Here is a 15,452-nt window from a genome sequence, read left to right as displayed (position 1 = left end):
GCGATGTTAGATTACGATGCATTACACTGTTTTCACGAAGTATTGCGGTATGGTGGTTTTGAGAAAGGCGCACAAGCAATCAATCTGACACAATCAGCCGTGTCACAAAAGATAAAGCGTTTAGAGCAAAGTGTTGGCGGCCCAATTCTTATCCGCACCAAACCACTTAGACCTACTCCTTTGGGGAGAGAACTTCTCGCCCATATACAAAAAGTCAGCGTATTAGAGGAAACCCTTAATATTAAAAGTGGCTTAGCCTCCCATGCAGCACCGTTAAGTGTGGCGGTGAATAATGACGTACTGGCTACCTGGTTCTCACAAGTGATGGCCACGTTTAGCGATAAACGCCCCAACCCAGTTCACATAGTCAACGCTGATCAAACACAAACGCGCGACATATTGCAGCAAGGAAGAGTAATGGCCTGCATTAGCCAAACCGGCACCCCTGTGACCGGTGGGCAATCAACGCGCTTAGGTACCATGAGGTACCAACTTTATGCATCACCGCAATTCATTACACGGTATCTTAAAAACGGTATTACGCCAGAGCAGGTTATGCTAACGCCAGGGTTATTATACGACGAACATGACGTAAGCTTGCTTACTGACTACCAACGCGAGTGTTTACAAATGCCCCCTACATTCTCAACCTGCCACTGGTATCCTTCATCACATGGCTTTGTCAAAATGGCTCTTGATGGTGTGGTATGGGCCCTACTACCTACTCTGCAAGTAAAGCAGGAAGTAGCAGATGGCCTACTTGTACCGCTTTTCCCAACGAAAGAGTTAGACGTGCCGCTATTTTGGCATTGGACAACGTTAGAATCTGCGGCCTTGGCTGACTTAACCCGTGCAGTTAAAGGCATAGCAAAACAACAACTCAAGTAACATCAGTAATTTATACTAAAGCGTGCTCCGTTCACCTTGCATTCACTTTCAAACGATTAACCTTTGCGTCGTTCTCAACACAATAAGGATATGAAGATGAAAAAGTTACTCGTTATCTCTTCACTGCTAATTAGTGCAGTGGCAACAGCACAAAACTCTCCGCTTTCTTATGACTATGTACAAGCGGGCATAGTACAAACCGACTTCGCCGACATTCCGCCTTTCGACGCCCGTGGCTTTGAATTAAAGGCGAGTAAAGAACTGGGATACGGTTTTTTCGGTGAAGCGACTTACTTTGATACCAGCGACGACAAGAATGGGCTCGATTTTGATGCCGATAAATGGGAAGTGGCCGTTGGTTATATTCACAGGTTTTCGTCAAAAACGGTATTTGACTATCAAGTAGGCTACGGCGACATTGAACTAGGCCTGAGTAATGGTGAGGAATCAGTGTCGACTGGCACAAATTACTACATGGCGGAAGCTAATGTACGCCATAGTTTAAATGCAAATTGGGAGCTATTTGCAGGGCTTGAATGGCAGTTTTGGGATGAAGGCAGCGACCAAAAAGCATATAACCTTGGTGCCCAATACCACTGGGATGCAATTTCAGTTGGTGCTGAATACACGAAATTCTCAGACTCACAGGTCTTCGGCTTGTTCGCCCGATACCAGTTTTGATTAACCCCACCAGCGGGAAGAAACGTTAGACAAATAAATCTGAGTACCAGAGTTAACGCTCTGATACTCAGAAAAAACTACAGCTAGGTTATGCTCCTACTGCGTGTACTCTTTAATTTTACCTTTAGAAAAAGGCTTATACAGGCATGGCACAACAAAAAGCGTCAACAACGTAGCCGTAATTAAGCCACCTACAATTACACTAGCAAGTGGCCTTTGAATTTCAGAACCGAGTCCATTTGACATCAACATAGGTATTAACCCTAACGCTGACGTGATAGCAGTCATTAGAACGGGACGTAACCTTGATGTAGCGCCATCAAATATTGCATCAGCAGTTGCAAGCCCATCTTTGATGCGTTGGTTTATACTTTCCACCATGACAACACCATTGAGCACAGCCACCCCAAATAAAGTGATAAAACCGACAGAACTTGGAACTGATATATACTGACCTGAAAGGTAGAGTGAAAATACACCGCCGATAACTGCTAATGGGACATTGAGTAAGATAAGCATCGCCTGTCCTACTGAGCCAAACGCAAAATAAAGAAGTAAAGCTATCAATGCTAACGATAACGGCACGACAATAGAAAGTCGATATTGTGCTCTCTGCTGATTTTCAAATTGACCGCCTATCGATACTGAATAACCTACGGGCAATCGGACATTGGCTGCTATTGCTTCTTGAATATCTTCAACCACACTCCCCATGTCACGGCCTTGGACGTTAGCTTGAATAACCACTCGTCGTTGTACATCGTCACGCCTAACTTGTGGTGGACCTGATTCATAGGACACAGAAGCAACATCGCCGATTCGAACCCAAGCGCCAGTAGGAGATTGCAGTCGGATATCAGCAATTGCGTCACTGTTTGACCTGAACGCTTCATCAAGTCGCACATAAATATCATAACGCTCGTTACCTTGAATAATTTGTCCAGCAGTAATACCACCTATTCCATTTTGAACTACTTCCATGACATCACTAACAGACAAACCATATCTAGAGAGCTCGAGTCTGTTCGGTACTATTACAAGTTGTGCTTCGCCTGAAATTTGTTCTAAAGCTACGTCCTTAGCGCCATCAACTGACTTAATGGCGGTTTCTATTTCTCGTCCTTTGTTTGCTAGAACCTGCAAGTCAGCGCCAAATAGTTTAATGGCAAGTTGCGCTTTCACACCTGACAGCAATTCATCAACACGGGTTGCAATGGGTTGCGAGAAATTTAGCAGTAAACCCGGAAACTCTTCCAATGAACGCTTCATTTTATCTTGCAACTCATGTCGACTAGATGCGCTTTTCCATTGGGATACCGGTTTAAGGCCAATGTAAATCTCTATATTGTTAACAGGCTCTGGGTCACCGCCAATTTCTGCCCGACCAATACGACTTAGCGCATAAGTTACTTCTGGAAAAGCCATTAGTTTTTCCTCCAACACAGGGGCGACCGAAAGTGCTGTTTCCAAACTTGCTGATGGCGCTAAAGTGACCCGGAGGTTGACAGTCCCTTCTTCTAATTCGGGAACAAATTCAGTACCAATTTGTGGAAGAATGGTCAATGCAGAAATCATAAATGCCACTGATACAAACACAACTAGCTTGGTTTGTTCTAAAGCGACATTTAAAAGCTTTCGATACAAAATATCGATAGGTTTCAATATCAGGCTTTTTCTGTTTTTAACCCCTTTTTGAAACATAAAAGTAGCAAGCGCTGGAACAACAAATAGTGCAACGACGATAGCGGATACCACAGCTAGCATAATGCTAATAGCCATTGGCTGAAATAGCTTTGCTTCTACTCCTTCAAAGCTAAATAGTGGTGAAAAAACTACGAGAATAATTGATGCTGCAAAAAAAATCGGTCGAACAACTTCTTTACCTGCCTTTTTAAGTTTCGTCTTCGTTGCGTAATCTGATCCATCACTGTTGTCTTCTGGTTGTCTGTTTAGGTGTTTAAACATGTTTTCAACCATAACAACTGAACCATCCACTAACATTCCAATAGAAACAGCGATACCACCAAGCGACATTAAATTGGCTGAAATGCCTAACCAAGCCATCACCATTAATGCGATACCAATAGAAATGGGAATAGATATCAGTACTAAAAATGTTGCTGTTAAATTCATCAGAAAAAGCGCAAGTACAATGCTAATAAAAATAAACGCTAAGATAAGCGCTTCAACAACCGTAGCCACTGCTCTTTCAATTAAATCAGCTTGATCATAAAAAGGCTCAAATCTGACACCTTCTGGCAGTGCCTGATTAATAAGTTTAGTTCTTGCAGTAATACCGTCTATCGTTGCTTTGGTATTGGACCCCATGCGCTTCAGTACTATTCCTGATACTACCTCACCTAACTTTTCTACTCTCCCATTGTCCGCTTTACGTGTCATGGTCACGGCACCTTGTCTGATCTCTGCGCCAAGCTGTACCTCAGCTACATCAGAGACGGTAACAACAGTGCCATTAAATATTTTCACAGGCACTTGTTGAATATTTTCAATGCCTTTCTCACCGCTATCAAACCAACCAGTCCCTCGAATAACAAGTTGCTCTTGGCCGCGATTCATGTACCAGCCACCAACGTTAACATTGTTATTTTTTAGCGCTGAAACTACATCTTCTTGAGTTAACTGGTATGACATTAGCTTGGATGAATCGACATTAACCTGATATTGACGAACATTTCCACCGAATGACAATACATCCGTCACGCCATCCACAGGCATGATTAGTAGTTTAATGATCCAATCATTGAAACTTCTAAGCGCCATTGAGTCATACTTGCTTGTATCATCAGATATCAAAAGATATTGAAATACTTGCCCTAATCCTGAAGTATTAGGGCCCATCTCGGGCGTTCCAACGCCAGCCGGGATAAGCTCTTTCGCCGCCTGTAGGCGTTCAAAAACTAATTGCCTCGCAAAATAAATATCGGTTCCTTCTTTAAATATTACCGAAACTACAGACAATCCTGTTTTAGAGATAGAACGCACTTGTTCAACATCTGGTAACGCATACATTACCGCTTCTATGGGATAAGTAATAAGTTGCTCTACTTCTTCAGCAGCTAAGCCCAATGCTTCGGTATTAACAGCAACTTGTACGTTAGTTACCTCTGGGAACGCATCTAAATTCAATTTTGGTAGTGCCAAAACCGCACTTGCTATCAATACAATTAATGCAAGTACTACAAGCAACCTGTTGTTAATAGACCAATCTACAATTCGATTAAACATGACGGGCCTCCTTAATGATTGTGCGGATCAAACCCGCCCTTTGCCATCTCTGAGGCTATAAAAAAAGCGCCACGCGTAACGACATTAGTTCCAGGTTCAATTCCCAAGACTTCCCGATATTCACCAAAAGATCGGCCTCTTGTGACTTCAACCGCTCTGAACTCATTTGGATGCTCCTCGACAAACAGTTTCCAATCGCTATCGCTGTTTTTTATCAGCGCTTCTTCTGGTACGGCTATTACTTCACTGTTCGAGTCAAACTGAAAATATACCTTCACAAACATACCCGAATGCAATTTATGTTCAGTGTTACTTGCCGACAATCTGACGGTTCGAGTACGAGTAACAGGGTTGATGGTGTGAGCTTCTTGTATGACATTTGCTGGGTATTTAGTGCCATTCAAATCAATTAGCGCAGAGCTTCCTAACGCTAAATTTAACTCTTTATATGGGGCAACATTAGCTTCTATCCATAGATCGTTCTCATCGGCGAGTAACATAATCGCCTCGCCAGCCTTTATGTGTTGTCCTTGCACGAAGTCATCTTGCAAGACAACACCGTCTCGTTCAGCAATAAGATCGTATTTCCCAAACGTCGAACTATCTTGTTGAGATATTTTTTCAATTGCCTGCTTTGTTAAACCCAATGCAACTAGCTTACCGTAGGCGCCTTTATAAATATTTTCGACTTCAACTAGCATACGTTCGCTTAAATTATCGCTACCTAGCTTTTTGGCTCTCTCCCAGTTTGACGATGCAATTAAAAAATCAGCCTGATTTTGGGCCATTATTTCACTGAACAAGGTAACTAATTTTTGACCTTGTTTTACTTGGTCACCTAAACTTGCGTGACGATTAATCACTACCGAGTCTGTGCGAGGCGAAACAATGTAGCTCTTATAGCCATTGGCTTTAACTTCACCCGGTGCATACACCATATTTATGTGTATACTAGGGAGCACTGATTCAACTTTAATGCCTGCTAATTTTATTTTTTCAGCACTTAAAGAAATCCTCTCTTCATGTTGTTCTTCCTTTTCCACAAGTCCCGTTGTTTTGCTTTCTTCATTGTCAACGCGTTTGTAGTAAGCCTCATTTTTGAGCTTATTATGTTTGTGGGATTGTTCATGTTGAGGGGATGAGTTTTGACTTTCACTAGCCAATGTTTTGCTTGTTGCAAATACAGCAATAATGACCACTGACGCTACGCCAATAGTTCGATAAATACTATTCATAGTTACTCTTAACTTTTATTAAACCAAATTGTGTCTGCGCGAATACGCGCTGTATGGAAAAAAGTTAAGCTATAGGTGGTCGATAAAGCCTATTTGAAATACCAAGAGGTGATAGCGTCAATCTGTTGAAATCATGAGGGTGATTCAACGACAGGTTTGATGCAAACACTTTTGTCAAAATCCAACTGGTATGATTACCACTACAATGCCCACAATGGTGACAGTCTTCCATATCGTGGTCTTTATCATTATCAGCCTTAGATGAATGATCGGTCTGGTGATCATGAACAGTTTGCAAATGCTCTACGTCTAACTGATGGCTTTCCATAGTTGCAGATACAGCAAAGAGCGATTGTAAAACAATCGATATTATCAACAATATCTTTACAGCAACCTTGGTATTCACAGCGCTATTCTCTTCGATTAGACGGGTGTAAGATAACAAATTTATCAGTAAGAATCTAAGCCTGATATAAAGTGAAAGTATTGATAAAGGAGAGCAAATCAATAACGGCATTCACTATCATTGTGGCTGCGCTCTCTCATCCCCAGTTTGGCTTTGACTATTTCTCAATCTATTGACATTCATATTAATAAGATGACGTATCACCGATTGATATATCCAACGCTTTAAACCCGATAAATTAGTTCCTTTTGATTGTAAAACTCATCGGGGGAATGGAATAAACCGAAGTCATCGTGAATTCCTTCTTTTTGTATATAAGTGGCTTTTCCAGTCCATTCAGTTTTTGGCGCTTCTAAGCAGTTTGTAGCGATACCATAACCACAAAAACTCTCTTTGGTTTTGCTGAATTTACATTGAATTGCGCTCAGATAAGTATTGTCGAGTATAAAACCCTCTAAATTAATCCATTCACCGTTAAAAAACTTCGACCCAGCTATGGATAATGTATTTAGGCGCAAGCCAAAACACATAAGAGGGAATAGCACCTTTTTGAAGTTTTTGTTCAATAGTGAAACCATGAAATCGGCATTGAATTCCCAGTGCCCGTAATAGTGCCATCAACAAATTTCCCTTGGTATTGCACTGTCCGTATCCATCAGCTAACACTTCATTTGCCGCTATATCATCGCTGCGGTTGTAACCGAAGTAAATTTCATCTTTAACAAAAGTGTAAGCAGCACCTATCTTGTTGTAGCTATCTAAATTCATCCAATCTCGTTCTATGATCAATTGCTGGATAGCCTCGTGATTAAAATTCAGTATTTTTGTTTCGGATAAATAACTCTCGTTCATGTCACATACACTTTTTTAATGAGCTTTGCATTCCACAACTATAAAATCTATAGTAACTATAGAGTCAAGCAAGATTTTGAAAATATGAAGATAGGTCAACTGTCTAAAGCTTCTGGTTGCTCCATACAGTCAATTAGGTACTACGAAAAGGAAGGTTTACTAAAGTCACCTAGTCGTAGTGAGGGGAATTTTCGGCTATATGACGAGAAAGCACTGAAAGAACTAGTGTTCGTAAAACACTGTCGAAGCCTTGATATTCCTTTGACTGATATTAAGACTTTAATTGAGCTAAAACACAGACCTGAAGAAAGCTGCTCTTCAATCAATAGTCTCATTGCCAACCAACTTGATTTGGTCAGCAAACGTATTGAGGACTTGCGAGCACTAAAATTAGAGCTTCAAGTTATGAAGAAAGCTTGTTCAACAGAAAATACCGTTGAAAAATGTGGGATTATGAAAACACTAGAAGTCTGAATATGGCTCATTGCAGCATAGCCGCTGCGCGAAACACCAAAGAAAAAACCGTTAGACAGCAGGCATGCTCAGTGTATTCAAAGTCTGGAGTAGAAGGGCACTACGTACTGACAGCTTGGTTTTTTTGAAGATATATTTACGCATTAATCCAAGTCTGTTAGTTACATACTTCGCCGTGAAAACACAACCTGTGAGAAGGGCAAATGAGTTTCCCAGATTCATCCAACTCGCCGTTTAACAAATCAGCACCAGCATGTGGACACTTTCTAGGAAACCTGCGCGTCTCACCCAGTGTTTTGATGTATATATGACTTTCATCATAGCTCTGGGGCTGCAACTCAGATCCTCTTTCATCGAAAGCAAGGCAACTTAGCGATTGTGATTTTGGCTCAAACCGACCTTGTGGAGAGAGTTTTTCCTTAGTTAAGTTGTTAAAATATCCTTTGTCGACTTTGATGTAATTGTATTGATACTTTTTATGAAACTCTGGCTTATCTAGTGTACATCGCATCGATAAGGCTGCTCTGGTTTTATTTGTGGTGTTAATAATAGAGCCGTGCAGTAACTCAGCGTGAAATATCAATGCGTCACCCGGATCCAAATTTGTTACATATTGCAAAGCAGGGTATGTCTTTACTCGTGGATCTATTTCCCGTTCATCAGCATTGAATTTAGCGTGATATTCTGAGCTCTTCGGTAATAGTGAAAGACCGTTTTTCTCAGTTGCATGTGTTAACGCAATCCAAACATTTATCGTATTTTGTGGATGATATCGCCATGAGTCCTTATGCTGGCCATGAGGATTCAATTTCCCTCTTCCTATTCTAGATTCAATATAATCTTCGTTCTGCGAAACCGTTGAATAAGGCAAATGTAGTCTAAAATTAGGTTGCTGCTCTAAAAAGAAAGTTTCGGAATGGGGGGCGAGCAGTCTTTGCATTATAGAAGACTGAATGACTAATGTGGGTAATGCATCTTTGACCTGCAACGCACAATCAATCATTTCATGAAGCGTTTTTGTTGCATGAATGTTTTCTAAGTTTTCATAACCATGATCAAAGTGGTCTCTGCACAACTCATCAACAAGAGCCGTCAACTGCAGATTTCCGATGATGTCCTTTACGATGACAATATCACCAGCCATAGTGGCCTGAATTACATCTCGCTCTTCGATCAACGCTTTGTTTAAAACAGAATAGTAAGTAAGTGGGTGATGTTCTAATTTTAACAGTCTATCAAATACCGCTTTATTTTTGCGATATTGCTGAACTAGCCTATAGTAAAAACCCAAGTTTTTTTTAATGTTCATTGTTTCCCACTACCCTACTACTTTGCTAAATCACACAGATTACCGCTGAGAATTATTAACGGAGATTGTTTGTAGTTGTTCGTGAATATTAGAACACGATAAAACAAGTGATTCACTCAACATTGTAGTATTCAGGTTATGCTTCGTTGCCGAACGTATGCCAGAAACCTGTGACTCTATATTACTAGGTTGTATTTGTAATGCTGCTGACAACACTTCAATACTGTTTTGAGGGTTTTGGCAGAGATAGTCATAATCAACAAAAATACATGACTGTGCGAAGTGCTTCAGAACAAACTGGTAAGTTTGATGCCAATATTCAAGCCAAAAAATTAGCTCATTAGGATTCGAACTCGCGCTATCATGCCACAAGTTAAAATTAATTGGTTTGAAATCGATGCCAAAATCGTAGTGCCCTATGGCTTTCATGTAAGACCGAGCAAACGCATTACTTTTATGCAGTTCAATGAAATTTTGATGCTGTTTATACAATGAGTAAGCGTGCTGAACGGGTTCTCGAAATGGCACAACTACTATACTGTCAGGAAAAAGCGATTTAATATATGAAATGCGCGCGATATTAAGGTTATTTTTTGAAATATATCGCTGGTGTCTACATTCTCCGCTTTTCTGCTCTCTTAACATCATTTTTTTATGTGTTGGACAAAAAACGAATCGAACTGCTCACTTCTATTTGTTGACCACACTGATATAGATGATGAGTACTTTGTAGGCCAAAAAGCTTGCCACAACATCTCTTCAAACGCTTCTGGACTTGATTGATTTATCTTAAGTCCATCTCGGTGTGCTCGTTCTGTCCACGGCAACTTTTTCTTAAACCGCTGTGATAGCTGTGACCATATTATAGGAGTAAAGAGAAATGGCATATCTTGATACGTGTGAAAACAAAACTCTTCTGCTCTACACAGAACATTTAAAAGCGCCGTTGTGCCACAACGAGGCAGTCCAGAAATAAATACAGGGCGTTCTACCTCTATACTGCGCAATTGTGTTCTATATAAATCGCTTTCAAATTCTGCCAACCATTTTTGTATTTTGACTGTATTAAAAGCCAAGCGATGCAAGGTCTTGTCTAAGGTATTGTAGTTATCTTCAAATTCAGACACGTCTTATTGCCATAAAAGAAATACCAAAGGCCACTGCGCTCAGTATTAGGAGAATTGGAGAGCCCAAAACGTCAAGCATGGCGTCTTTCGAAGTAACACCAAGTATTACGGCTATGAGCACAGGAAGCAGAGACACCAATAATGCCATTGAACAACGAAGGATGACTTTGACCATATTTGCAAACAGATCTACCGCCACGCTTTGCGCTATGGCTTGCTTCTCTGCATCACTAATATTTGAAGTTACGACTTTTTGACTGGTTTGGTAAATTAAGCGAGTGGCTGATAATAGTAGGCCAACAATATTGAATATGTGAATTAGCCATACAAATACACATACTGATACGAGAGACACACTAAACGCTATCATTTTTTGCTTGCTCTCTTGCACCTTCGTCTTCAGCATCCTTGAGCTGCATTTCATCGGTATTATTAGGAGTTAAAGACTGCTTTCTAATTTTCTTATAGAAAGTCTTAATCGGGTACCAAACAAACCCTAAAGCAGTGAAAAAAATGAACCCAACTAAGGCAATCAACACCCCGATAGCGGTAAGCCCGCCACCAGGCCCCATATAGGAGAAAGCATCACAAGACACCACCATGAAAATGATTGATATAGCTACTTTTCTAACATTCGTCATTTTACTTCTCTAGAGGATAACTAGTGCGGTTTGCAAGAAGCCAACTTATTGCTAAAGAAAGCCTTATTAAATTTTAATGATATTCTCTCTGCGCCTTCCATAATACCAACCACTTCCGAGCCTTCAATAATGTTATTATATTCCCACACAATACCCTTCTCCTTAGAGAGTTCAAACACTCGGCCATTCATAGACTCTAAAACGAGAAGGTTTCCATTTTCCAACCACTGATGTTTTCCCATTTTATGGGAATAAAAAGGCACCTCATCATTACCTTCAAAGTACGTAGAGACTTCATTGGTATCTGCATTGACGAGCACAATCCTGCTGTTGTGACCAAAATCATCGGGAGCAATGTGATTATTATCATAGACAGATATCGTATTTCCATCGATAAAGTCAGGATCATGTTGCCTCACAAATTTTCCAGTCGTGAGGTAACGTATCTTCAGTGTATCTTTATTAAAAATGAATACCGTATTGATATTTCGCAATGAAACCATGATATCACCATGACGGAAAACGCCTTGGTTAAGATGAGAAGGGAAAACTTCCACATCGTTCATGTGATATACATCACCACTAACATAAGTTTCTTTGGTCCCTGCAGCAGCCAAGTACATTAAACCAGCATAACCATTGTCGTTAAGTAACTTCATAACAGAAATTTCTCTAACTAGATGACCATCATTGGTAACTTCTATGACTGTGTCGTCTTTAAAAGGTGGGATATAATTCGGGAAGTCAGAGAGCGAGGTAACATAATCTACTCTTCCAGGTAACCAAAAGTGTCCGTTGTCATCAACATTAATGGCGTGATGTGTCAAATAAGGCAGTTTGAAAACAGTCTCACCACATGCATTAAGCCTTACAAGGCCCAAATTTTCAAAGTTAAATACAATATCGCCATTGTCCATCAATTTGGAACCATGAATGTGAGTACCTGGCTTCCCTTTGGGCTGAAGATACTGAGGAAGATGCTCTGCGTCTGGCCATATGCTATACCAGTCTACATTCCACTTGTGGATAATTTCTCCCTTAAATGAAACGATCCTGATTTGTAAGGTATTGTCTTGTGCAATGCCGGTAATCAGAGTAAATCCTGGCTGTACCTGCTCCGCCTCATAAGTAGGAACTAGTGCACGACCTTCAGAAGGTAAGTAATACCAACGCTCTCCAGAGAAGAACAGTTCGTCCAAGGCCAACCTTGCTTGCCCTATAACTGCACGGGCTTGAGGAGCAGGAAACCACTGATATTTTTGTGATGCGATACCGTAAGCCATGCTAATAATAGTAAGCGCAATAAGAAAAAAAGAACGGCTATTCATATGTAATACTTCGCTAGCGCTTTCAATTAACAATCACTATCTGCCACAACTTCTGAATTTAACTTCTCATACTCCAAGTGAGAATGACAGGTAATGTCTCCTTTGCGTACTTTCGTTATGCAGTCATTTAATGCTGTTAGATCGCCATGATATAGATGAGGATATTCTTGCCGAAAGTTCTCAATTACATGCTTAGGCTCGTAATGTTGTTGAACATAAGACAACTGTTCTTTTAATGTATTCATATCATTGTTGTAGACATAAAAGTTGCGACCCAATGAGGCTTCTCCCGGTTCAAGCACAGATTTATTGATGTAATGAGAAGGAGCCCAGTTTCTGTGTGGCGTGAATATTAAATTTCCACATAATTGATTCTCTACTATTGGCAGTCCAAATGATTCTCGGGAAGATAAACATATAGCGCTATATTGACTGTAGAGTTGCCTGATTTCTTGTTGACTGTAGTGACCTTCCAATTGTAAGTAATCTATTTTCAGCGTTTCCAGTGCTTGAATTTGGAGCGCTCTTTCTTTCTCATTTCCCTTTCGCTCAAAGTCCAGTAACACTCGAAAATGCTTTTTCTTTTCACTATTAAGTGAATTACACCTTAGATCATGACCTATCAGTGAACACGGATGACGAGCCGTAGTTAAAGGATATTCACTGACCATAGAAGCAGCTAAATACCAGTCATATCGCTCTAAGCCAAAACCACCACACTTTTTTATCTTGTTTATCCATGGACCGCGAGTCGCAAGATAATAGTTTTGATAAAGAACAACTGGAAGGCTGAACTTTCTTCGAAAGCGCTCTATACCGATAAGCCTACTAGCAAGAAAAGCATCGGGAATATTGCAAACAACAACCAATACATCAAACGTCTTTAACTGCTTCTCAAAACTGGATAATCGCTCTCGAGATATTGTTTGTTCAAGTACATGATGACGTTGACCTAAACCATTTAAGAGGATCTTTATACCATTTTTAGTACTGCGTTTTAGCGATTCCGATACACTGAAGTCTAGAATTGCCAAACCATCATAAAAAACCTCAGGCTCTGCATCCAAACGGCGCAGCATGTTAGCCAACCCTTCAGCCATCGGCTTGATAAAGCTAGCTTTGTCGTTTGCAAGTATGGCTACTCTCATCTTTTTACATGCTCTAGCACTTCTGTCCACATCATTTCAACAGATGCTCTATGTGCTTTAGCTCGAACATGTAAACCCTCTGCTATGGTTTCTCTTTCTTCAATCAAATGTGCCACTAAGTCATATGTAGTAGAAATTGATGTGTCTATATCGATAATAAAATCTGAACATTCGTAGTAGTCGAATAATTCTTCGTATTTGTGATTCCAGCTTGTCGCTAAAGCAGGAATGCCTTGACTTAAGCTACTTACACAGCCATGAAACCTAGAAGAAACACAAAACAAACTTGAGGCTATAACTTTCTTTACTTCAAGTGCATTTAACTCAGACAAAATTAAAGGTTTCTCTTGCAGCATCGCAGAAACATCTAAACAAATTTGGTGATCTCGCTCACCCTCGTGATTAAGTAGAATTGGGGTAAGCCCAAATGACCGAATACAAGTAATCGTATCTACCAAAAATTGAATATACTTATCATAACGTTGCTCATCTTGGTGAGAAAACACTTTGTAATTTGGAATAATACTGACCAAATTATCGGGTAGGCTGATTGGAACCTCTATATATCGTGAATCCACCAAAGGCGTGAAATCTGGAAAAAGTGTTATTTTGTTATCACCTTGTCGCGCCTTTAGCGCTTTCAGATGAGCCAACGAAACTGGATCGCGAGCAATAACAAACGTTGAATGAGAAACAATATTTCTCATTAGTTTATTTTTAATTTCATTTTTAAATGGACCAAACGCCTGTGGTAAGAAGATGTAAGGTACTTTGCGTTTTTTAATTCGCTTCAGTTGTTTGAGTGTCTGCTTGAAGTTGTTTGCCCCCCACTTATCCCCATAAGCAAAGCCTGATGCATCTAGCACAACATCAATGTCTCTTTCGGCGACAATACCAAAGTGACGAAGTTGCTGTCTAACTGGTGACGGCAAAACATTACCTAACCATGTCCAGTCTATTCCCAAAAAGCGAAAGCTAAACTTTTGCCATGCACCTAATTTAGCTCTTCGCTCGTAAGGCAACAAATAACCTGGAGCCAAAACAATTTCGCAACCCTGAACATGAGAAGTAAGTGCACGAATGATGGCATACAACATAAGCTCGGCGCCTTTATTGCAAAACTCAACGCCTTTTATTTCAACTTTCATTGTTAATGTAGCTCACTAATTGACTCGCGCCCTTCTTTTGAGAATATGGGATTTTTCCGGTTTCCGAGCCATAACCAACCGCAAGCAGCAGAATGGGTCTGACAGTAGTGTCTAGGTCTAGTAGTGAAGATATTTTCTCTTCCCTCTCTTCTATGTCTGGCCAATTAATTGGACACGAACTTAACCCCAATGTTTCGAAAGCCAACATAAGTTGCATTGTCGCCAATGCGCTATCGATATATATTAAGTGTCTGTCCTTCTCTGTGGGAAAATAAGACAAATCAGCGGTCACAACTATCGAGCAGGGAACATTGTGCGCAAAACCTTTGGTCCCTATGGGTAAAGCCATTAACTCATCTAGTAATTGTCCATCGTCTATAACTAAAAAGTGATATGGCTGCCTGTTACAGGCACTCGGCGCTAAAGTCGCAAGATCTACGGCTTTTTCTATCACAGACTTCGGTACTGGTTTATTTTCAAACCAACGAACTGACCTTCTTTGTTCGAATAGCATTTTTAACTGTTCATATGAAATATTCGCCAGCTTCCTTTTTGAAAAGGTATAAGGGATATGCGCATCTGCATTGTGTCTAGCTATTTTATTAACTCTACATTTTACTTGCTCAAGGAGTAATACTGTTTTGAGTGAAAGGTGCTCTCTCTCGATGACATCAAAATATTCGCAAAGAACGTCGCTGGCCCATTTAATCTCTCGCTCACTATGATACGGATTTCGACTTGCCTCATAAAAGGCATTAACTGTCTCGTCTATATAATCTAAAGCAAAGACACACTTTCTAGGCTCCATTATCAAGCCTTTCTCAATCCTATGTATATTCCTTCTCAATAGCGTATTGCTGGTAGTTTGTTGACCAGTTTTTTTTGAGATAGGCAAGTCGACCTGACAGTACAGAGAGATGCTCGCGATCAAATTTTCGACTAAAAAAGCAATAATACACAGAAGATAGA

Annotated in this window: 15 protein-coding genes and 1 pseudogene; 3 read left to right on the top strand and 13 right to left on the bottom strand. The window is 40.4% G+C overall.

Annotation, left to right across the window (positions count from 1 at the left end):
- Positions 1–3: 3 nt before the first annotated feature.
- Positions 4–888: an ArgP/LysG family DNA-binding transcriptional regulator gene (locus EYR97_RS10430; protein WP_131093762.1), complete on the top strand. Its 885-nt coding sequence runs from the start codon at positions 4–6 to the stop codon at positions 886–888.
- A gap of 96 nt (positions 889–984) precedes the next feature.
- On the top strand, positions 985–1,569 hold the full coding sequence (locus EYR97_RS10425) for a hypothetical protein (RefSeq protein WP_131093761.1): 585 nt from the start codon (positions 985–987) through the stop codon (positions 1,567–1,569).
- Between the two features lie 96 nt (positions 1,570–1,665).
- Here the strand turns inward: EYR97_RS10425 and EYR97_RS10420 are convergent, their stop codons facing one another.
- From EYR97_RS10420 to EYR97_RS10405, 4 genes and pseudogenes are all read right to left on the bottom strand, one after another.
- Positions 1,666–4,815, bottom strand: coding sequence for an efflux RND transporter permease subunit (locus EYR97_RS10420; protein ID WP_131093760.1), 3,150 nt, complete (start codon positions 4,813–4,815; stop codon positions 1,666–1,668).
- An 11-nt stretch (positions 4,816–4,826) separates the two neighbouring features.
- Positions 4,827–6,050, bottom strand: coding sequence for an efflux RND transporter periplasmic adaptor subunit (locus EYR97_RS10415; protein WP_131093759.1), 1,224 nt, complete (start codon positions 6,048–6,050; stop codon positions 4,827–4,829).
- 64 nt (positions 6,051–6,114) lie between these two features.
- Complete coding sequence (locus EYR97_RS10410; protein ID WP_131093758.1) at positions 6,115–6,456, bottom strand: hypothetical protein; 342 nt, start codon at positions 6,454–6,456, stop codon at positions 6,115–6,117.
- A gap of 117 nt (positions 6,457–6,573) precedes the next feature.
- Positions 6,574–7,308, bottom strand: a pseudogene (locus EYR97_RS10405) (transglutaminase family protein).
- 84 nt (positions 7,309–7,392) lie between these two features.
- On the opposite strand from EYR97_RS10405, the gene EYR97_RS10400 reads away from it, so the two are divergent.
- A complete protein-coding gene (locus EYR97_RS10400) occupies positions 7,393–7,782 on the top strand; it encodes a Cd(II)/Pb(II)-responsive transcriptional regulator (RefSeq protein ID WP_131093757.1) in 390 nt (129 codons plus the stop codon).
- Positions 7,783–7,939: 157 nt separating this feature from the next.
- On the opposite strand, the gene EYR97_RS10390 is transcribed toward EYR97_RS10400, so the two are convergent.
- From EYR97_RS10390 to EYR97_RS10350, 9 genes are all read right to left on the bottom strand, one after another.
- Complete coding sequence (locus EYR97_RS10390; RefSeq protein WP_131093756.1) at positions 7,940–9,091, bottom strand: phytanoyl-CoA dioxygenase family protein; 1,152 nt, start codon at positions 9,089–9,091, stop codon at positions 7,940–7,942.
- A 39-nt stretch (positions 9,092–9,130) separates the two neighbouring features.
- Positions 9,131–9,619, bottom strand: coding sequence for a hypothetical protein (locus EYR97_RS10385; RefSeq protein ID WP_131093755.1), 489 nt, complete (start codon positions 9,617–9,619; stop codon positions 9,131–9,133).
- A gap of 116 nt (positions 9,620–9,735) precedes the next feature.
- Positions 9,736–10,218 carry a hypothetical protein gene (locus EYR97_RS10380; RefSeq protein ID WP_131093754.1) on the bottom strand — a complete coding sequence of 161 codons (483 nt, stop codon included), beginning with the start codon at positions 10,216–10,218 and terminating at the stop codon, positions 9,736–9,738.
- Complete coding sequence (locus EYR97_RS10375) at positions 10,211–10,588, bottom strand: hypothetical protein (protein WP_131093753.1); 378 nt, start codon at positions 10,586–10,588, stop codon at positions 10,211–10,213. Before EYR97_RS10375 ends, EYR97_RS10380 begins: the two co-directional genes overlap by 8 nt.
- Positions 10,575–10,859: a hypothetical protein gene (locus EYR97_RS10370; protein WP_131093752.1), complete on the bottom strand. Its 285-nt coding sequence runs from the start codon at positions 10,857–10,859 to the stop codon at positions 10,575–10,577. Before EYR97_RS10370 ends, EYR97_RS10375 begins: the two co-directional genes overlap by 14 nt.
- Before the next feature lie 20 nt (positions 10,860–10,879).
- Positions 10,880–12,187: an arylsulfotransferase family protein gene (locus EYR97_RS10365; RefSeq protein ID WP_131093751.1), complete on the bottom strand. Its 1,308-nt coding sequence runs from the start codon at positions 12,185–12,187 to the stop codon at positions 10,880–10,882.
- Between the two features lie 26 nt (positions 12,188–12,213).
- Positions 12,214–13,335, bottom strand: coding sequence for a glycosyltransferase (locus EYR97_RS10360; RefSeq protein ID WP_131093750.1), 1,122 nt, complete (start codon positions 13,333–13,335; stop codon positions 12,214–12,216).
- On the bottom strand, positions 13,332–14,483 hold the full coding sequence (locus tag EYR97_RS10355) for a polysaccharide pyruvyl transferase family protein (protein WP_131093749.1): 1,152 nt from the start codon (positions 14,481–14,483) through the stop codon (positions 13,332–13,334). The genes EYR97_RS10360 and EYR97_RS10355 overlap by 4 nt, the downstream gene beginning before the upstream one ends.
- Entirely contained in the window at positions 14,473–15,291 is an 819-nt protein-coding gene (locus tag EYR97_RS10350; protein WP_131093748.1) for a nitroreductase family protein, read from the bottom strand. Before EYR97_RS10350 ends, EYR97_RS10355 begins: the two co-directional genes overlap by 11 nt.
- Between the last annotated feature and the right edge of the window lie 161 nt (positions 15,292–15,452).

The sequence above is a fragment of the Alteromonas sp. KUL42 genome (genome assembly GCF_006538325.1).
Taxonomy (GTDB): Bacteria; Pseudomonadota; Gammaproteobacteria; order Enterobacterales; family Alteromonadaceae; genus Alteromonas.
This window is presented reverse-complemented; position numbering and strand designations above follow the sequence as displayed.